The following is a 19,400-nucleotide window of genomic DNA, read 5'->3' on the forward strand; positions in this document are numbered from 1 at the left end:
ACGTGAGAACGCTGCAAGGCATCCAGATGAAGACATGGCCCTGCCCGTGGGGAGGCCGTCCCTGGCCGTACCGCCGCACCGTTCTTCAGCAAACCGGTATGTCCTCTGCCTGTCACATCCGCTACGCCGTTATCGTCTACCTGCTCAAAATCCCAATGCAGCAGCAGCTCCGGACGAGGTCTGGACCTATCCAATTCAATCGAATAGGTGCGTGTTTGGGTGCCCAACCTGGCCGTAATGAGAAGATCTTCAAGTCCGTCGACCTGAATTGTTCTTGGCTCACCTGAAGCCGCCGGTTCGCCCGCTATTTCAATTTCAATTCCGTTATTCGATGTAACCGGCGTCACCGTCACCTCTTCTGTTCCTTCATACAACGTCAAACGATAATATCCGATGTCACCCCGAAATACGGGAGACAATGAGCCTTCAGAGAACATCAGTTCGTCCAGATGCGCTTCCTCCGCGCCGAACCAAGCTAAATTGAATTTCGCGAACATGATTTTGTCGTATGGAGTGTAACCTCCGCCTTCAAACAGCAGGCCTATCATTCCGTCCGGCAGCACGGTGAGCGAGGAGTAGGCGGAATGGCCGCTGTATACGGTCTTTGCTTCCGGCCAGGTGGCTCCGTCATCATAACTGAGCCGGACCGTCATATTTTCCCTGACGTTCTCATGGGCCGGATTGGCGAACAGCAGCAGCTTGCTGCCCAGCTCATTATCGGCAGGCATATAGCGGACAATGCTCGCCTGCACAACAGGATCGATCAGCTCAGGCGTGTAAAATACCTGTGACCAGGTCGCCCCTTGGTCGCTGCTTGTCGATATCGCCCTCCGCTTCAGCTCTTTGTTAGCGGACAAACGGTCGTTCCGCATCAATGTGCCGTCCGTCAGCTCCACAACGGTCGCCTCGTTCGTGTCTGCTTGGATATAACCGCTTTGATACCAGGTTAAGCCATGGTCATCGCTTTGAATATTTCGGCCGATCGCCGGAATTACCAGCCTACCTTGGTTTGGCCCATGCCGAAGCTGAATACCGATTGCAGGTCCGGTTGCATCCCACCTTATATTGGAGGGCTGCACCTCCTCAAATCGGTTAACCGGTTCCGACCAGGTAGCTCCATCATCATCACTGTATGAGCTCCAGATCGTACGCACGCCTCGGCTCGTTCCATTGTTGATCTCTTCAATGGTGTCGTCGCCATAATTATGGTTCATAAATAACCATATGCGGCCATTGCTCTCATCCTGCACCGCCGTTGGATTCCCGCAAGTATCCGCCCCCATGTCGCACACGGTTTGGAGCGGCTCCCAGATTGTGCCGCCGTCCAAGCTGCGCTTCAGCACAAGGTCGATGTCGCCCGTATCGGAAGCGCTGTTCTTACGTCCTTCGGCAAATGCCAGCAGGGTCCCATCCTTGGTTGTCAATATCGTCGGAATACGAAACGTATGATACCCTTCCGTACCAGCTACGAACAAATCGATATTGTGAAACTGCGGTTCCCCATCAGCCGCAGCCTGGGCTTCGGCAGCGTTACTCACGCCAGCAGAACCATAAGGAATGTGGGCAGCAATTAAGACAAGCATCATCCAGCCAATGAGTGCTTTGCGGAATGGAATCATGTTAATGAACCCTCCTATCCTTTGATGGAGCCAACCATAACTCCCTTAACGAAATATTTTTGCAGGAATGGATAAGCAAACAATATAGGCAGCGTACTGATTATAATGACCGCGGATTTCAGCGTGGCAGCCGGAGGCGGATTGCTTACGTATTCCAGCTGGGCCTCATTCTGCGTAATCCCGGTCAGCAAAATGTTGCGCATGATGACCTGAACCGGCATCTTGTTGACATCATTCATGTAGATCGATGCCCCAAACCAATCATTCCAATGATGCACCGCATAGAATAAACCGATCGTGGCCATCGCCGGCATGGACAGCGGAATGACAATCTTGAACAGAATCAGCAGAGGGGTGGCCCCGTCAATGACGGCGGATTCCTCCAGCTCCTCCGGGAGTCCCATGAAGAAATTCCGGAGAATAAATAAATTCCATGCGCTGATCAGGCTGGGAAGAATAAGCACCCATAGCGTATCTTTAAGCCCCAGCGTATCCATCAGCATATAATTAGGGATCAAACCGCCTTGAAATATCATCGTCAGAAATATGAACAGCACCAGGGCGTTTCGTCCGGGCAAGCTCCGCCGTGCCAATCCGTAAGCCAGCATGGACGTAAATAACAGATTGAGAATGGTGCCGACGATGACTCGGAAGATCGTAACCTGATAAGCATTCAAAATGATTTTCCCGCGGTTAAGCAGCACATCGTAGGCTGCGAAATCCAGCCTCTCCGGTATGAGCACGAACGCTCCACGGCGCATGGATTCCTCAGCGCTGATAAACGACGTCGAGAGCACCGCAAGGAACGGAATAACAAACATGAGGGACAAGAAGATCAGAAAAACAATGTTGGCAGCATCAAAAATTCGTTCGCTTGTCGTAGGCTTTATTCCGCTCACCGTATCCCCCCCTTACCAGATTCCCGTTTGGTTCATTCGCTTGGCAATATAATTCGCTCCTAATATGAGCACCATCGCCAGCAAATTTTTGAATACGCCGACCGCAGTAGCAAATGAATAGTTAAGTGATGTCAAGCCTTCTCTATACACATACGTATCGATAATGTCGGCCACCCCGTAGACGGCAGGCGAATACAACAACAGCACCTTCTCGAAGCCTGCATTAAGCAGGCCTCCGATCGACAGAATGAGCATAATGACAATCACATGTGAAATGCCTGGCACTGTAATATGCCATGCCTGACGGAACCGGTTGGCACCGTCGATTCTCGCAGCTTCATATAGCCCCGGGTCAATGCCCGCCATGGCGGCCAGATATAAGATCGTCCCCCACCCGACGGTTTGCCACACGTGAGATACAACGAGGATGGACCGGAAGTATTTGGGCTCTCCAAGGAACAGAATCGGCTCTCCTCCAAAAAACACGATAATCGCATTTAGCAGCCCGTTGTCCGTGGACAGCATCATCATGATGAGACCTGCCACCACAACCGTGGAGATGAAGTGCGGTAAATACGAGACCGTTTGAACGATTCGTTTGAACAGCCCATTCTTCAATTCATTCATCAGGAGCGCCAAAATGATGGCGGCCGGGAACCCGAACAACAGATTATAAAAGCTGATCAGAAACGTATTGCGCAGCACATTCCAGAAATAATAGGAATCAAAGAAACGGATAAAATGATCGAACCCCACCCATTCCCCCGTCAATATTCCCCGTACCCCTTCAAACGGCGAAATGTCTTTGAAGGCAATGATGACGCCAAACATCGGCACGTAATCGAATATGAGAAAATAAAGGATCCCGGGCACAATCAAGTAATAGTAAAATCGATGCTTTTTAACTGCAGCCCATCGGCTTCTTTTCTTCAAGGCCGGCGGGGGAACAGTCGCAGTGTTAAGCTCCATCACACACGCAGCCCTCCCGTCTTATTTTTTCAACTCAAAATATTGCTTTGTGTATTCATCGATCCACATCTGCAATCCGGCTTTGTTCAACTGCTCGATATATTGATCGTATTCACTCAGGGGTCTTACGCCGGTCACGAACTTAACGAGCTCCTCGCTCCGCAGACGGTCCAGATCTTCAATCATCGGAACATTCTGCTTCAGCCGCTCCTTGTCATATACGACAGTCGCATCCAGCGGCATTTTGGCAGCGCTAACGTTGGTAATCTCATGATTCAGGTAATCGGCGTGCATCTTCTTCACCGGATCGCGGAATGCGTATTTGTTCTCCGTCGCCAGGCCCAGGGAGAGCATATATTCGCCGGCATACCGGAGATCCGGGCTAAGCAGCTCGATCTCGAACTTTTGGTCGTCGAGATACTTCCAGTTTTTCCCGAAGGCTGCATTCAGCGTATTGGTCGGCAAATCCTTGTATTGATGGTTGATGAATTTGATGACGGCTTCCGGATTTTTGGCTTTTTTGGTGATCAGCATGCCCGTTGTGTTTCCGCGCGATGCTGTCATCAGCTTTCCTGCTGGACCCGTTAGATCCTTAGCAATTGCATAGTCGGCTCCCTCCGGGAGATTCGGCTTGATCTGCGGGAACAGCAGCGTAATCCTGGAATACCACATGGAGGAGGTCCCGACCCGGTTGGTTTTCAGCAGCTCCAGCGGATCGAATTTTGCAAATGCTTCTTTATAGATGTAGCCTTTCTGATACCAATCCGCCATCTTGGCCAAATAATCCTGATAGCCCGGCGCAAGCTCGACCGGTTTGATTTTGTTGTCGGCGGGATCAAGCCAATTACTGTTGCCGCCCTCGACGAAGGCGCCCATCAGCGCATTATTCATACCGCCCAGATCGGTCATCATCGGGATCGTGTCCGCCTTGCCATTGCCGTCCGGATCACCCTCCTGGAATGCCTTCATGACCGCTTCGAGCTCATCAATGGTCTTAGGCATTTCCAGATTCAGCTTCTTCAGCCAGTCCGTACGAATCCAGACGGGATAATGAACGGACGGCAGCCCCCTGGGAATGCCCCAGATTTTCCCGTCTTTATCGGTCATATAATCCCAAGCTTCCTGAGGCCATGACTTCAGAATGTCCTGGCCATGCTGCTCCAGCAAATCGTTTAGTGGAATGATCGCCCCTTTCGAGGCATATTGATCCCAATCCCCTTGAAATACATCCACCTCATCCTTGGATCCCAGCAGTAAATTCAGCTTTTCGCCCTCGGAGCCTTTAGGCGGTACAATCGCAATCGGCTCAATACCAAGTTCATCCATATACATCTGCTTCATTTCCTCTAGCGCATCCGGAATACTGCCTTCCGGCTTTTGATTCAAGGCCCCGGTATTTTGATAAATATAAATTTTAGCCATCTCCCCGGATCCCTTGTTCGAATCTCCGCTAACCTCCTTGGACCCGGCCGTGTCTCCATCGCCTCCGCTCCCTCCCGATCCTCCACCGGTACATGCCGCAAGCGAAAGCACCAGCATGGCAGTCAACGCCGTATGAACCAACTTCTTCATTCTTTTCCCTCCTTAAATGGGTTGGGTCCGCGATTCCAACATGGCTGGGACCTGCTTCAGGAGACACCTTATCACGATTTGTAAGCGCTTAACATGTAAAACGTTGTACATTTATAACATGATTTCTACTTATCAAATATTTGTTACGTAAGACAAAAATCCCGGTACTCCTTCGCTTGGAGTAAGGTCCCGGGATCGATGCTATGAGTATATTTTTTTGTATTCACCGGGGGTAAGCCCGGTTATTTCCTTAAATACCTTAATAAAATAGTGGGCGCTGCCGAATCCGACCTGCCTGCCGATCTCTTTGATCTTAAGTCTGCCTTCCGCGAGCAGACGCTTGCTGTTATCGATCCGCACCTGCTTCAGGTAATCAATGAAGGGCTGACCGGTGCTTTGCTTAAATAGTCTGCTGATATAAGCCGGGTTCAGATTCAACTGCTCGGCAACCCACTGTAACGAAATATCCTTATCGTAATCGTTCTCCAACATTTCAATGACTTTGGCAATGTGCTGGTTGCCTCTGGCATCCATCTCCTGACGAATGCATTCAACCCCGCGGGTTATTAGCGACCGGAACCAGGTGACGATGTGATCCATCGATCCCAGATCGAGCAGCTCCCGGTAGGGATCCGTTCCCTTCTCAAACAGAATTTCGATGCCTGTTCCAAACGAGCCGAAGGAATACCGGATGGACGTGAACAATTGAATGAAGATCGGCTGGATCTGGTTGTAATGCAGTTTGTGTTTGCAGGCCTCGATCTCGGCCACAAAAGCATCGAACATCGAAAGGGCTTCCTTCAAGCAAGCAGTCCGGATATAGTTGTTGAGCTTCTCCTCAATCTGGCTCGGATAATGAAAGGTTTGCCCGTTGTCGGCACGGATATCGTCCATGGATATCACGTAACCTTTTCCATAGAGAATACGGTATTTTAATGCCTCTGCCGCTTCTTCGTAAGCAAGGGGCAGCTCCTCGATCCCACTACAGATGTTTCCGACGCCAAGTGAAAATTGCACGCCCAGCCGTGCATTTACCTCATCGAGCAGCTGCTGCGCCAGATGGAACAATTGCTGTCGTCCTTTACCGGACAGGTTAAAAACAACCGCGATCTTGTCCCTCTCCACATTGACGACGAAAAATGTAGTACCCCACCCAAGCACCTCGCTGTCCTGCAAGGCATCAATTACCTTGATCTTGCACAAGTCCTGCGCCAGCATATCTTCTCCATTAGATGCCATCTCTTCATCAATGGACAGCAAGAACACCGAGAGCTCGCGAAGTCTGATATTCAGTTCAAGATAATCCTTCTTCGCTTCAATTTCCTCAAGACTCATCGTATGCCGCTGCAGCAGCGACAGCTTGAACCGTTCCAGCTGAAAGGGCAGGCTTTCCTCCAACCGTTCCTTATAATAGTTGCGCTCATCAATGGTCGACCTGACAAAGCTGCCAATGACGCTGAGTTCATCATCAGGCCCGTTAGCCTGCTCGCTGACCTGTTGGATTTGCCCATCGTTCCTCCCCTTCGCAAGTGCATTCAAACGGGAGATCGGCTTATACAAGCTCTTGGAAGAGAAGTAGGAGAGAAGCAATGACAGCAGGATTAAAGCACCGGCAGAATACGTGATCGTCTGCTTGATGTCCATCGTGCCCTGGGTGTACACCCCCATATCGGATATGTTGACGAAGGTCCAATCCAGCAATGCGGAGGATGAGTAGCTGACCAGCTTCTTGCTGCCATCGAGCTCAATGGAATATGACCCTGACTTGGCATTTTGCAGAGCCTCGGATAACCCGATGTGCTGAACACCTGCTGCTGAGGATTGGCTGCGAAATACGACATTTCCGGATGCGGACACAACGTACATGTCGTCTGCCGCGTTTAATTTGCTAATAATATCCTCATAAATCATGGCGGCATCAAGGTTGACGATAATGGCGTTGTTGGCTTTTTTGGATTTATAGATCACGGATAGGAGGTCCTTCTTTCCCTCAGGATATTGTTTCGCGGTCCGAGTGTCCAGGAAGACAGGATTAACCTGTATGTTCTGCACGGCGTCATACCAGTCTTTATCATAGAAGTCCTCCCTCCGAAACTGACGGTTGGAGCGGTCATTATCTGAAGTAATCACTATATCCTTGCTACTGTCATAAAAGTATACGGAATCCACGAATTGATCGGAGAGTTTGAATGAGTTCATCGTGAGGAAGGTATTCTTCTTGGCCTCCAGATAAGCATATAGCGCCGGCAGGTCCTCCTCCGGGATAGCCCCTTGAAGCCCCTCATAGTAAGCCCCGTTCGGGAAATTCTCGAAGCTAATGAACGAGCGGTTGAGGGCAAGCAAATTCGAATTTTCTTTAATCCGGTTCAGTAAAATCTCAAGGGTGTTGATCGTCTGGTTCAAATATTGCAGCTTGTTGTTCCCCGTCTCTTCCTCTACAATGCCGGATACCCTGTAATAGGCAAAAATATTGGAGACCAAACTCGGAAGCACGGTAATCAGCACCGTCGTGACAATTAACCTAAGAAAAAACTTACGCTTTTTCATCCTTCCAACGGAATCGATCCAATTTCTCATCTGAAGCATCCTTATCCCCCTTGGCCCGAATTATGAAGACAACGCTAGCACGGAACAGTTCAAGGAAGCATTCTACGCATGAATGAAGTTCCGACCAACTATAAAGCGCTTAGAATATTTATTTCAGATTATACCTTATGGTTCTTATAACACCAATCAGATTCATAAGGTAATAATTTTATGATTTAACCTGATCATATGCTCCAAACACTTCCCAAAAATGAAACGAAAAACTTGCCTGTCTGTTTTTGTACATCTCCGTTCATGGAGGGAGATAGACCGCACGAAAATATATGATTGTATTCTTATTTCATTATTTCGTACCAAATAATCCCATATTTTCTTACTTTATGATATAATTGCCGCAAGAAGCCGATAAGCAAATGCAGATTCCTTTTTGATAAGAAAAAGGTTTTATCACTTGTTATGTTTCTCCTGCCTAATAATTCAAAATCAGTTTATACTATTTACGTTCTTTAATCAGAAGGGGTAAATGATCATGAAAAGGAAGTATGTAAAGGTTGTAATCACTGCATCATGCTCTCTTGTATTAATCCTTGCATTTTTTATGATCAGAGAACTTATAGATCATAAACAAGTTGATAAGCAAATTGAAGAATCAACTATTAAAGAAACCACTCCGCCAAAAAAAGAAATTCCGGATTGGGCAAAAGAATACGATCGAAGAGCTCGAACGGAACCAGCGGAGATGATGGTAACTGAATATGGAGATTTTTATTACGCCCCTTTCCCGAAACCATTTCCGAGAGATGAGATCGCTAACCGGGATATTGAGGAGGAAATAACCACTGATACAAATCAGGTGATATTGAAGGGTTATTATTATGAGAAGAGATAACAAAAGTTGATTATTTCAAAAGCCTGCCGGGTAAACGGCAGGCTTTAGTTTCATTGAAATTAATTCGCTATAAAAAAAGATCACCTATTATTTTGTCATTTGAAAATTATTCTCTTAATTATATTACTCGTAAGCATCCTCAATCTTTGGAATAAATGGGGACAGGAACGGATCATTATGCTCCATGATTTCTCCTCGAATTAAAGTGTAAACTCTGAATTCATTGAAAAATTCGGCATCGTCACTATCTCTTACATACAGAACTCCATAGGAACCCGGAGCCAGCTCTCCAACCCTTTTTAAAACCTCAACCGGATTATGCTTTTTCTCAGGTCTGTGATTATTAAGACCTGCTATCCAAACTTGATAGTCGCCATTGACTGCTCTTAGGTCCAATACTCCAGAGGGCCACTCTAACTCATCAAAATACGATTGAATATTTTGAACAATGATCGAGTAATTTTCTTCGTCCTCTTCAATTGAAGAACTCTCTCTAATAGTTGCCCATCCGTGATACTCATACATTTCAATTCATCCTCTCATGGTTTTAACGGTTTAGTATCGATGATTATTTCCACTCCGTATCTTTCGGCGTACTCTTGGAGTTGTCGAGTAACCCTATCATCGGGTTTTCCTTCAAAATGAAAATAAGCTTTTCTACCTGTCTCAATGGCAGCTTCTATTGTAGCTTTTGCCTGCTTTCTAAATTGCTTATCTAAACTGTTTAATGGTGGTTTGGTTTGTGCTATATACTGATCACTTACAGCATCAAACTCACGTCCATTCGGATCATTGCTAAATTTCACTCTAGACTCGCCGCCTAATTTTTCACCTAACATATCGGCTGCTGCATCCCCTTTAGGAACCTTAACTAATTTTCCGGAATATTTCCCATTAGCATTTGGTGTCCCATCTGCCCCCTGCCCCTTACCGCCATCTCCTCCCGAATCATGCTTGAGATTTGGGATCTTTTTTACGCCAACCCGGTTAAGCGCAACGCCGCCAAGGATCATGGCCGCCTTCTGGCCCAGATAGGTCGACGTCCCCATCTCATTCATTCGCTCTTCCTCGGCCTGTATCCTTTCGCCGAATTTCTCCCGGGTATCGCCGACGTCAAATGCCATTTTAGCACCCCAAATGGTCGTATTCACGACCCCTTCAGCGGTACCTACCGTAACATCGTAAGCCATCTGCTTACCGGTTTCCATCGGGTTTTCGACCAAGGCGTTTGCCGTATCCTTAACCGAGCCCCACATCTCAGCAGCCCCGGATTTAGCACCCATCGCAAAGGCTTTGGCTTCATTGCCCAGATCCTTCAGTTGGTTGCCAAAAGTCTTTACCTCCATGGCCTCGCTATAGTGAACATTGCTCATCCCTCCAGCGTTTGCGATCTGCGGAGACGCGCATCTAGGGTCTAAGTTTCCCTGCTCGTTGTCCACCTGCATGAATTTATATGCGATTCTCTTCAATTCCTGACTGGTCACCTGCATATGCTCGATCGTCAATTTCATGTCGCGATAGGCTTGCTGGAAATCATAATAAAATCGGGAGCAAGTGGTACCGTCCCAACACGACGCCAGCATCTGGATCTGTTGATTCAGCGTATTCTTGTTCGCTTCCAGCTGATCGGAGGCCCTATCGAATTGATCCGACACCGCCAGCAGCACCTCAGGAGGCACAAGTATTTTGGACATAGGTCAACCTCATCGTCATTTGTTAGATTGTCATTCTACTCCATTTCAAATAACTGGAAAAGGTTCCAAGGTCCTCTTTATGTGATTTAGCTCGATTAAAGCCCTCGCTATCTCATCACCAATGTCCGGCTCTGTCTTCTCTGCCGTTAATACAATGCGGTTTTGATCCCGGCAAGCTTGATCAATGTCTGAATTCCGTTGTTGATCTTATATTTCACTGGTGTTATATTACATATGCGAAATATTAAAGACAAGGGGGTCCTTCATGCACCCTATTTCAAATGTGGAATTCATGCTGCTGCAAATGATCGCAGAATGTCGTCAAGCTTCGGGGTACGATATCAAGAAGTTAGTCGATCAACGAGGCTATCGGGAATGGGCGAGCATCGGCACGACTTCAATTTACGTAGGGCTTAGGAAACTGAGCGATAAAGGATGGATTGCATCCGAGGAATCCGACGAAAAATCCGGCAAGGGCCCCATGCCGACCCGGTTTGTCCTCACCGAAGCCGGTATGACCAAGCTGAAAGATGAAGTCCTTGACAGTCTTTCGTCAGCACGGGAGCGCGACAACCGCTTCGATCTCGGTTTGGCCGCTTTGCCTCTTATCGGGAACGACATGGCCATGGCTGCATTGCGGAAACGGTTGGATTTTCTTCGGAAGGCTTCAGAAGGCATAAAGCAAAAATTCGAATCCCAAGGCGGTGTTCGATTGCCGCTGAACGTAAGGGCGCTGTTCTTGCATCCGATCAGCCTAATAGAGAGTGAGCAAGCGTTCGTTGCCAGTCTAATTAACGAATTGTCGAAGGAGACCAGGGAAGATGACCACATTCATTGAAGGTTTCGTTCCTTACCAAGGCGAACATTGCGAAACGACCACCATGGGCAATTTAATGCAATATACAGGAGTCCAACTATCGGAGCCGATGCTGTTCGGACTCGGACAAGGGCTCGGATTCATTTACTGGGACTCGAAGGGAATGGATTTTCCGTTCATCGGAGGAAGGGTGAAAGTGGATAAGTTGACGGCCAACCTCGCCGACAGGCTGGGTTTGACCGTGAATGTCCAAGAAACGTCGTCCGTCGACAAAGCGTGGCGGAACGTACGGAGCTGCATCGAACGCGGAATGCCGGTTGGGCTGAAATTGGATTCCTATTACCTGGACTATTTCACGACCAAAGTGCACTTTGCCGGTCACTATGCGGTCCTATACGGCATGGATGACGAATATGCCTACATGGCAGATACCAGGCAGCAGGGCGGACTGGTGAAGACGCGTTTGACAAGCTTGGCCGCAGCCAGAGACGCAAAGGGAGCCATGAGTTCCCGAAATCGTTCTTTTACGCTCGAGCCGATCGACGCTTTACCGCCACTCGTTCCCGCATTACGCGAATCCTTGACCAAGAATGCGCAGGATTATCTGAACCCGCCCATTCGCAATATCGGGAATAAAGGCATTGCAAAAATGAGCAAAGAGATTCTGAAGTGGCCTTCCCGCAGCAACCAGTTCGAACATGATTTATGCCTGACCGCATTGCTGATGGAGCGTGCGGGAACCGGTGGTGCTCTGTTTCGGAATCTGTATCGGGATTACTTGAAGGAATGCGCCGATCGGTTGGAAGACCCGAGAATCGAACAAGCCTACCTTTTGTTTACGGAGATCGCGCCAATGTGGGCCGGTGTCTCCGCATCAATCGACCTTGCGGGAAGATCAGGTAACACCCAGGAGCTACAGCAGGCGTCCAACCTTTTGCTCGAGATTGCGGATAAAGAACGCGCAGCCATGGAGTTATTGCTGTGAAAGCGATTGGCATGCCGCCAGCTGACAAGGAAATCCGTGGATTTTGCGGAAGCAAGCCGAGAAACGTACAAAACCAGCCCCGCTCATTTCTGTGCGGGGCTGGTCTAGGTGAATTCACTCAGCGTCTTGAATTAATGCACCTGATCGAGCAATCGATAGGCCTCTTCCTTGGTTGTCACTGCCAAGAGCGCTTCCCTGAAATCATCGTCCATCAGCTTGCGGGACAACATTTGCAGCACTTTCAAGTGCGCATTCTGTTTACTATTACGCGGCACGGCAATCATAAAGATCAGTTTGGCTTCGCTCCCGTCCAGACTCTTCCAGTCGACGCCATCCTGCTGGATACCAAAAACCACGCTTGGTTTCAGGACAGCATCCGATTTACCGTGAGGAATCGCAATATTCATGCCGATGCCGGTGGAGCTTTCTTGTTCCCGGGCTAATATGGCCTGTTTAAAATCTCCGTCAGCTCTGATCGCCCCATTCCGCTCCAATACACCGATCATTTCGTCGATGACAGCATCCTGGGTTGTTCCGACCAGATTCAGGTTAATGAGATCCGGTGTCACAATATCCGTCAATTTCTCAACGCGGATAGCAGAAACCTCCGTTGCTGTACCATTATTGATCACGGTTGAATCCACTTCAGCTGAGTCCGCAGCCAAGGGTGCATCCGCGTCTGCTGTCGACGATTCACCTGCTCCGGCAGGATCCTCTATCGCTTCTGGTCCTTCTCCAACAACTGCCGGAGTCACACCTGCAACATCTTTCTTGAGCAGGCTCACCATGATAACCGATACGGCTGCACCGGCCATGACCGCTATGAAGAACATCAGCACATGATCCACGGCACCGAGCACGGCTACAATCGGACCGCCATGGGCTACGCTGTCACCGACACTGCCCAACATGGCAATCACCGAACCCGTCATGGAACCGACCATGATACTCGGAATGACGCGCAGAGGATCTTGCGCCGCGAATGGAATTGCTCCTTCGGTAATACCGAACAATCCCATCGTAAATGTTGCTTTTCCAGCTTCACGTTCCGCAGGTGTAAACTTCCTTTTGTTCATCATGGCCGCCAGTCCCATGGCAATCGGAGGAACACAGATGGCAACGGCAATTTGGCCCATAATTTCATAGTTGCCTTCACCGATCATGGCCGAGCCGAACAGGAACGCAACCTTATTCACGGGACCGCCCATGTCAAAAGAAATCATCGCGCCCAGAATAAGCGCGAGCAGAATCGAACTAGTACCCTGCATTCCTGCGAGCCAGACGGTTAACGCTTCAAACAGATCCGCAACCGGAGCGCCAATCACAAAGACAAAGATTAACCCTACAACTAGCGAAGCCAGTACCGGGATAACGATAATGGGCATAATCGGCTGCAGCGACCGAGGAACCTTGATCCTTTTAATAGCAAGTGCAACATAACCCGCCAGGAAACCGGCAATAATCCCCCCGATGAATCCAGCTCCTGCTTCACTTCCATAAAAGCTGCCGTTCGCAGCAATGAACCCGCCGACCATACCTGGTGCAAGACCCGGCCTGTCCGCAATACTCATGGCGATAAATCCGGCAAGGATCGGAACCATGAAGGTAAACGCAGCCGCGCCGATACTCTCAATCGTTTTCCAGATGGAATCTTCCGGTATCACCAGACCACCCGGTGTTTTCACGCCGCCCATCGTCAGGGCGATTGCGATGAGCAGCCCGCCGATCACGATAAACGGCACCATATAGGATACACCGTTCATCAAGTGGCGATAGATCGGATTTTGTTTGGGTTTGTTCTCTCCTGTCATAGCTTCAGCCGACTTGGACTGTGCCTGGTAGACGGGCACATCCCCTTTCATCACCCGTTGAATCAGTTCTTCCGGACGACGGATACCATCCTGCACCCCAACGACAAGCAGTTTTTTACCCACAAACCGGTCCTTCACCACCGTCTTATCCGCTGCGATAATAATGCCATCCGCTTCGCGGATATCCTGCTCCGTGAATTGATTCTCCACGCCAATGGAGCCTTGGGTCTCAACTTTCATCTCAACGCCAAGCTTCGCGCCTGCCTTCTGCAGATTCTCAGCGGCCATATACGTATGTGCAATTCCGTTAGGACATGAAGTAATCGCTAATATTTTCATGTTCGTCATTCTCCTTCGCTGTCATGTTCCCGCTTACATTTATAGTGTACACGCTGAAAACGCTGTTATCGGATGAACTTTTTACCGGAACTTCCGGAAAAACAGGTTTATTTCGCAAACAAATATCCCCATAAAGTGGAGCCTATGATGCTTATTCCAAATACTCTAAGGGGGACCCCAACAACATGTAAAAAGCAGGACGGTATACCGTCCTGCTTCGTCATCACAGTTTCAAATAGTGCGTGTTCAAAAAGGTCGATTTTCAGCACCGAGAAGGTTGGATGAAGCTAGGGACGTCAGGAGCGGAGCGTACGTTTTGGGTACGTGAGCACCGGAAGGCCCGGCTGAATTCAAGATTCGATGCCGAGCTGCTTCCTGATTCGCTTCGTGTTAGATATAGAATTTATGAGTTATCAGTGGAACTGATGAAATTCTATATCGCAAGAAAACCTACCTATGCATCGCGGTCGCTCATCCTTGCAGTGGCCTCGATAGAGGTTTTCTTATCAAAAGCGGACTTTTTGAACAACCTCTACTACTAATTTTACCCTTTTAACGTATTCAGCAACCGCATCGCGTCCGTCTCCTTAGACAACGCACTGACCAATGCCGGCTGCTCACTGATCCGTGACAATTCCCTGAACAGCTGCCGCATCTCTTTCCGCTCATCATGCTTGATAGCAAGTAAGAACACAAGCTCTACCTTCTCGGTTCCCCAGGTAATCGGCTGCTTCAAAGTAACCACAACGATGCAGGACTGTTTAACCCGCTCCGAGCTGCCATGAGGGATGGCAATGCCTCCTCCAATCGTCGTAGCAGACATATTCTCACGATCCAGCACACTTTCCGTATATCCTGCCTGGACATACCCTTTGTCCACCAGCATCTGCGCAAACTTGGAGATTAACTGTTCTGGACGCTCGACCTCCTGCTGAGGAAAGATGAGAAAAGGCGTCGTATATTTCAAAAAGACCGATTCTTCAGCCGCCCTGCCGTCCGGCTCATCGAGCCCCCGAATCGCTTGCTCCAGCTTCCGCTCGTCACTGGCCTCAAGCAGAGGGGAAACGAGGATATGAGGTGTTTTTAACTCGGGCAGATCAACGGTCGTAATGACAAGATCCACCTCATGAGCTGCCAGATAATCCTCAACTTCCGCTTTGGACATCGTTGTCTCTACATGCACGGACGGGAATCTCCGTTCCACCTTCGCGAGAAGCAATTGGGACATCCCAACGCCCATATGACACACGATTATGACCTTCTGAGGGTGGCTGTCGTTCTGATGAAGCCGTTCTACAGACGCCTGAAAATGCAAAGTCAAATACGCGGCCTCCTCTTCGGGAAAGTATAGTTGGAGCGCTCCCCCTACCTCTTCCAGTGCCATGATGACGCGATCGAACATATAGGGGTACATCTTTTTGATCTCGGCCAGCATCGGATTGGACACAGCCAGACCATAATGAAGACGGTTCATGGTTGTGTACAAATGCACTTTCAACCCGTTCAATAATTCCTGGTCTTTGGAAAAAGGGATCATATTCAGCTCCGACATCCGTCGAATCAGTTGCTCAACCAACTGTGGCAGCAGAGGGTGGCTATCTGCCAGATCGCCCCGCCGGGCACTTCCATCCTTCTGCGTGTATCGGAACTTCCCGCCAAGCAGGTGCAGGGTTAGATAAGCGGTTTCTTCCTTGGAAAAAGGGACGGCGAACAGTTTTTGCAGCTGCTTCAAAAAGTCTATCGCCCAGGCAAATTCCGCTTTGTTCTCCAAAAAGGCTATGTCCTGCGCAGAGAGTGAAATCGGCTGTCCCAGCTTGGTCCGTTTGACCATAAGCAGTATATGCAGCATCAGGCTTTCAAAGGCTTCATCGGTGAAGCGGAGCTGATGCCGCCTCTGCAACGCCTTTAACTCATTGTATACGGTGGCGATCTCGTGCGGTTCATACTGGTTACGCATCATCTGCCCCGTCAACTCCGGACGGTTGATCAATTGGTTCAACCGCGCCAGCGCCATCCGTTTGTTCTTCTCCGAGCCCTCAATCATGAAGCCTACTCGCTGCTTCGTCATTAAGCTCAGATCAAAGCTCCGCAGCCAGCCCTCAATCTTTTCCATATCCCGACGGATAATCGCCTTGTTCACGTAAAACGGTGAAGCCAGGTTCTGCAGGGTTACGGGCTTTGCGTTCATCAAGAGCCGATATGCCAGATGCAGCACCCGTTCCTCATCGGATTCATCCTCGGCGGTACTCTCGTTGGAATACAAGCGGTGGAATAAATCAGCCTGATCCGCTTCCCCGATCTCCAGATAGACGCCAAGTCCCGGCCTTTTCACCAGATGGCCGCTGGAGTGCTTAGCCATATATTCTTCAATCACCTTCAGATCGTTTCGGATCGTCTTCTCCGAGCACTCGGTCTGATCCGCCAGATCCTGAACGAGCCACAGCCGGTTCGGTTCCATTAACAAATTGCGAAAAATCTCTTTTTGCCTATTATTCATTCCGATCCCCTATTCAACTTAATGGGAGTGCTCACTCATCGTAGAGCGGGTACATTGTCCTACGTATATCATATCCGGGTCTCTATGGCAAACGGATCTGGGAGGGTTACACGAGAGTGGATCAAAAGAAATGGCATGTTGACGGAAAAGCTGAGCATATACAGTATTCTAAAATCTGACGTAAACAAAACAAGGGTGCCGCAGAAGTCGGCCCCCTTGTTTCATGATCCGATTATAGTCCCTCTTACATCTTAAGAAATCTCTTCGGTTGCACGACGTATCTTATCTACAATAGCCTCTACAACTTCCCGCGCCGACTCCGCTCCCGTCACGGCGGATATTACCGCGAGGCCATCCGCACCCGCTCCAATCACCTCCTCCACGCGCTCCACGGTAATCCCGCCAATCCCAACGATCGGCAGATGGATTCCAGCTTCGCGAAGCTCACGGAGAATTGCTGGGCCTTTCGCAGTCTTGGCATCATCCTTCGAGCGGGTCGGATAGATCGGCCCGATGCCAAGATAATCGGCGCCGTGAAGAATCGCGCGCCGCGCTTCCTCCACCGTGTGAGCGGAAACACCGAGAATCCGGTTGCCGATCCGCTCGCGGACGGAAGCCGCGGATTCGTCGTCCTGGCCGACGTGCACGCCGTCGGCGTCCAGCTTCAGTGCCAGCTCCACATCGTCATTGACGATGAAGGGCACGCCTGCTAGGCGGCACTCGGCCTGGATACGGCGGGCCAGCCGAATCATCGGCTCCCCGGCGAGTGCTGCTTGTCCCTTCTCACGGAACTGGACCATGGTTGCGCCTCCAGCCAGTGCTTCCTGCACGACCAAGCTTGGCTCGACGCTGCAGTTCACGCTGCCAAGCACGAGGTACATCCGCAGATGCCGTCTCATGATCTTGGGTGCCACTCTGCCCGTCATCGCAGCACCTCCTGACGGCGGCTATTGTATGCCCAATGATTGGTCGGGCCCTGTCCCTGCCCCAGGTTCAATCCGTACTCAATGGCCGCTTGAATGAATAAGCGCCCGCTCTGAATCGCATCGAATGCGCTCAAGCCTTGGGCCAGGCCTGCGGTAATGGCCGCAGAGAAAGTACAGCCGGTACCGTGCGTATGAACGGTATGGATTCGTCTGCCATATAATTCTGTGAAGGCCGTACCATCGTATACGAGGTCGATGACCGGAGGACTTTCGGGATTACCGTCATCGTTGGAAAAGAGCGGACGGCCCCCCCTATACTCCCCAGCAGGCATGGCTGTGCTCGTTTGACCGTGCGTCCTTTCGAACTGAGGCAGCTCTTCCTGCTGCATACCCGCCGCTATAGCTGGCCCCCTATCTCTTTCGTGATCTTTACCGCTGCCAAGCACGCCCTCGTCATGCCCGCCTTTGATCACAACCATCTTTGGCCCCAGATCATGAATGCGTCTCGCCACTTCGTTGCGATCGTTCATCGTGCGGATACGCATCCCCGCCAATACTTCGGCCTCCGGTATATTGGGGGTGACGATCAACGCCAGCGGCAGCAAATCTTCTCTTAAAGCCTGCACCGCTTCGCTTTGCAGCAGCTCCGCTCCGCCCTTGGCGATCATCACGGGATCGACAACGACCTTCCCCCAGCCGAATGCCCGAATCCGGTCAGCAACCAGCCGAATGATCTCGGCGTTGAACAGCATGCCCGTCTTCAATGCATCTACTCCGAGATCCGAGCCAACCGCTTCAATCTGCTCCGCAGTTGCTTCTGGCGGCAGCGGATATACGCCGTGAACCCCCAAGGTATTCTGCACCGTGATCGCGGTAATCGCCGACATGCCGTACACGCCGAGCTCCTGGAAGGTTTTCAGATCGGCCTGAATGCCGGCGCCGCCGCCGCTGTCAGACCCGGCAATCGTCAGGGCACGGGGTATGCGAACCTCGCTCATCGTGTGCCTCCGGCAGCCGCCGCTCCCGCTTCCAGTACAGCGGCATACCCTTCCAGCGATCCTGGATGAAGCTTCGCCAGCTCGTCCAGGAAAGCGATCTGGAAGCTTCCCGGTCCCAGATCTGCCGTTCGCTCAGCAGCTTTCGCCGCCGCGGCCCCATAGAAGGCCAGACCCGCCGTACCTGCAAGCAGCAGGTTCGCTTCTACCGCGGCAAAGGCACCCACCACCGAGGTCAGCAGGCAGCCTGCGCCGGTCACCTTCGTAAGCAGCGCATCCCCTCCGGCAATGATGCGCACTTCCGTTCCATCAGTAATCACGTCCTCTTCACCGGTAATGGCCACGATCGTGCCTAACTCGCGCGCAGCCCGCACGGCCAGCTCGGCATGATTGCTGCCTGCGCTATTGCCTGCGTCAACGCCCTTGATCTCGCGGACCTCCCCGATAAGGTGGGCGACTTCAGCCGCATTTCCGCGCACGAGCGAAACCTTCACCTCGCTTAGGATCCGCAGCGCCGACTCCGTCCGAAAACGGGTTGCTCCCGCGCCGACCGGGTCCAGCAGCACCGGCACGCCGTGGGCATTCGCCGATTGTCCCGCGATCATCATCGCATCCACCAGCTCGCGGTTCAGCGTGCCGATGTTCAATACGAGCGCGCCCGCGATGGCGGCCATATCCGCCACTTCCTCCGGCGCGTAAGCCATCACCGGCGACGCGCCCAGCGCGTACAAGCCGTTAGCCGTAAAATTCGTAACCACCACGTTCGTCATATTGTGAACGAGGGGGCTCGTCTGCTGTACCTTCGTTAAAAGCGCCGAAACCTCTTTTTCCCATGAACGCA

At 50.5% G+C, this 19,400-nt stretch carries 15 protein-coding genes; 3 read left to right on the forward strand and 12 right to left on the reverse strand.

The window, feature by feature from the left end; translation table 11 throughout:
• From HMPREF9412_RS11880 to HMPREF9412_RS11900, 5 genes are all read right to left on the reverse strand, one after another.
• The coding region (locus HMPREF9412_RS11880) for a sialidase family protein (RefSeq protein WP_009591761.1) at positions 1 to 1,619 on the reverse strand (1,619 nt) is incomplete at its 3' end.
• Between the two features lie 14 nt (positions 1,620 to 1,633).
• On the reverse strand, positions 1,634 to 2,518 hold the full coding sequence (locus HMPREF9412_RS11885) for a carbohydrate ABC transporter permease (RefSeq protein WP_009591771.1): 885 nt from the start codon (positions 2,516 to 2,518) through the stop codon (positions 1,634 to 1,636).
• A 12-nt stretch (positions 2,519 to 2,530) separates the two neighbouring features.
• Positions 2,531 to 3,487, reverse strand: a complete 957-nt coding sequence (locus HMPREF9412_RS11890) for an ABC transporter permease (protein WP_036671979.1) — start codon at positions 3,485 to 3,487, stop codon at positions 2,531 to 2,533.
• A gap of 21 nt (positions 3,488 to 3,508) precedes the next feature.
• Positions 3,509 to 5,059, reverse strand: coding sequence for an extracellular solute-binding protein (locus tag HMPREF9412_RS11895; RefSeq protein WP_009591766.1), 1,551 nt, complete (start codon positions 5,057 to 5,059; stop codon positions 3,509 to 3,511).
• A gap of 201 nt (positions 5,060 to 5,260) precedes the next feature.
• On the reverse strand, positions 5,261 to 7,645 hold the full coding sequence (locus HMPREF9412_RS11900) for a helix-turn-helix domain-containing protein (protein ID WP_009591762.1): 2,385 nt from the start codon (positions 7,643 to 7,645) through the stop codon (positions 5,261 to 5,263).
• A gap of 490 nt (positions 7,646 to 8,135) precedes the next feature.
• On the opposite strand from HMPREF9412_RS11900, the gene HMPREF9412_RS11905 reads away from it, so the two are divergent.
• Positions 8,136 to 8,495, forward strand: coding sequence for a hypothetical protein (locus HMPREF9412_RS11905; RefSeq protein ID WP_254664036.1), 360 nt, complete (start codon positions 8,136 to 8,138; stop codon positions 8,493 to 8,495).
• Positions 8,496 to 8,618: 123 nt separating this feature from the next.
• On the opposite strand, the gene HMPREF9412_RS11910 is transcribed toward HMPREF9412_RS11905, so the two are convergent.
• Both HMPREF9412_RS11910 and HMPREF9412_RS11915 read right to left on the reverse strand, forming a co-directional pair.
• Positions 8,619 to 9,020: an Imm7 family immunity protein gene (locus HMPREF9412_RS11910; protein ID WP_009591764.1), complete on the reverse strand. Its 402-nt coding sequence runs from the start codon at positions 9,018 to 9,020 to the stop codon at positions 8,619 to 8,621.
• Positions 9,021 to 9,034: 14 nt separating this feature from the next.
• Positions 9,035 to 10,189 (reverse strand): WXG100 family type VII secretion target, encoded by a 1,155-nt coding sequence (locus tag HMPREF9412_RS11915; protein WP_009591756.1) that lies wholly within the window; start codon positions 10,187 to 10,189, stop codon positions 9,035 to 9,037.
• A gap of 265 nt (positions 10,190 to 10,454) precedes the next feature.
• Between HMPREF9412_RS11915 and HMPREF9412_RS11920 the strand changes: the two genes are divergently transcribed.
• On the forward strand, positions 10,455 to 11,027 hold the full coding sequence (locus HMPREF9412_RS11920; RefSeq protein WP_009591757.1) for a PadR family transcriptional regulator: 573 nt from the start codon (positions 10,455 to 10,457) through the stop codon (positions 11,025 to 11,027).
• Positions 11,011 to 11,991 carry a BtrH N-terminal domain-containing protein gene (locus HMPREF9412_RS11925; RefSeq protein WP_009591773.1) on the forward strand — a complete coding sequence of 327 codons (981 nt, stop codon included), beginning with the start codon at positions 11,011 to 11,013 and terminating at the stop codon, positions 11,989 to 11,991. The genes HMPREF9412_RS11920 and HMPREF9412_RS11925 overlap by 17 nt, the downstream gene beginning before the upstream one ends.
• 131 nt (positions 11,992 to 12,122) lie before the next feature.
• Here HMPREF9412_RS11925 and HMPREF9412_RS11930 read toward each other — a convergent pair whose 3' ends face one another.
• From HMPREF9412_RS11930 to thiM, 5 genes are all read right to left on the reverse strand, one after another.
• Complete coding sequence (locus tag HMPREF9412_RS11930) at positions 12,123 to 14,141, reverse strand: PTS fructose transporter subunit IIABC (RefSeq protein WP_009591759.1); 2,019 nt, start codon at positions 14,139 to 14,141, stop codon at positions 12,123 to 12,125.
• Positions 14,142 to 14,685: 544 nt separating this feature from the next.
• Positions 14,686 to 16,638 carry a BglG family transcription antiterminator gene (locus HMPREF9412_RS11940; RefSeq protein ID WP_009591765.1) on the reverse strand — a complete coding sequence of 651 codons (1,953 nt, stop codon included), beginning with the start codon at positions 16,636 to 16,638 and terminating at the stop codon, positions 14,686 to 14,688.
• 251 nt (positions 16,639 to 16,889) lie between these two features.
• Positions 16,890 to 17,564 carry a thiamine phosphate synthase gene (thiE, locus tag HMPREF9412_RS11945; RefSeq protein WP_009591770.1) on the reverse strand — a complete coding sequence of 225 codons (675 nt, stop codon included), beginning with the start codon at positions 17,562 to 17,564 and terminating at the stop codon, positions 16,890 to 16,892.
• Positions 17,561 to 18,562 (reverse strand): bifunctional hydroxymethylpyrimidine kinase/phosphomethylpyrimidine kinase, encoded by a 1,002-nt coding sequence (gene thiD / locus HMPREF9412_RS11950; RefSeq protein ID WP_009591767.1) that lies wholly within the window; start codon positions 18,560 to 18,562, stop codon positions 17,561 to 17,563. Before thiD ends, thiE begins: the two co-directional genes overlap by 4 nt.
• Positions 18,559 to 19,400: hydroxyethylthiazole kinase (thiM, locus tag HMPREF9412_RS11955; RefSeq protein ID WP_009591769.1), on the reverse strand; the 842-nt coding region annotated here is incomplete at its 5' end. The genes thiD and thiM, both read right to left, overlap by 4 nt.

Source organism: Paenibacillus sp. HGF5 (genome assembly GCF_000204455.1).
Classification (GTDB): Bacteria; Bacillota; Bacilli; order Paenibacillales; family Paenibacillaceae; genus Paenibacillus_AQ; species Paenibacillus_AQ lautus_A.

Bases quoted from the DNA above. Each gene is read 5' to 3' on its own strand.
- HMPREF9412_RS11890 (WP_036671979.1), bottom strand. From the start codon at position 3,487: ATGGAGCTTAACACTGCGACTGTTCCCCCGCCGGCCTTGAAGAAAAGA.
- HMPREF9412_RS11895 (WP_009591766.1), bottom strand. From the start codon at position 5,059: ATGAAGAAGTTGGTTCATACGGCGTTGACTGCCATGCTGGTGCTTTCG.
- HMPREF9412_RS11900 (WP_009591762.1), bottom strand. From the start codon at position 7,645: ATGCTTCAGATGAGAAATTGGATCGATTCCGTTGGAAGGATGAAAAAG.
- HMPREF9412_RS11905 (WP_254664036.1), top strand. From the start codon at position 8,136: ATGAAAAGGAAGTATGTAAAGGTTGTAATCACTGCATCATGCTCTCTT.
- HMPREF9412_RS11910 (WP_009591764.1), bottom strand. From the start codon at position 9,020: ATGTATGAGTATCACGGATGGGCAACTATTAGAGAGAGTTCTTCAATT.
- HMPREF9412_RS11915 (WP_009591756.1), bottom strand. From the start codon at position 10,189: ATGTCCAAAATACTTGTGCCTCCTGAGGTGCTGCTGGCGGTGTCGGAT.
- HMPREF9412_RS11920 (WP_009591757.1), top strand. From the start codon at position 10,455: ATGCACCCTATTTCAAATGTGGAATTCATGCTGCTGCAAATGATCGCA.
- HMPREF9412_RS11925 (WP_009591773.1), top strand. From the start codon at position 11,011: ATGACCACATTCATTGAAGGTTTCGTTCCTTACCAAGGCGAACATTGC.
- HMPREF9412_RS11930 (WP_009591759.1), bottom strand. From the start codon at position 14,141: ATGAAAATATTAGCGATTACTTCATGTCCTAACGGAATTGCACATACG.
- HMPREF9412_RS11940 (WP_009591765.1), bottom strand. From the start codon at position 16,638: ATGAATAATAGGCAAAAAGAGATTTTTCGCAATTTGTTAATGGAACCG.
- thiE (WP_009591770.1), bottom strand. From the start codon at position 17,564: ATGACGGGCAGAGTGGCACCCAAGATCATGAGACGGCATCTGCGGATG.
- thiD (WP_009591767.1), bottom strand. From the start codon at position 18,562: ATGAGCGAGGTTCGCATACCCCGTGCCCTGACGATTGCCGGGTCTGAC.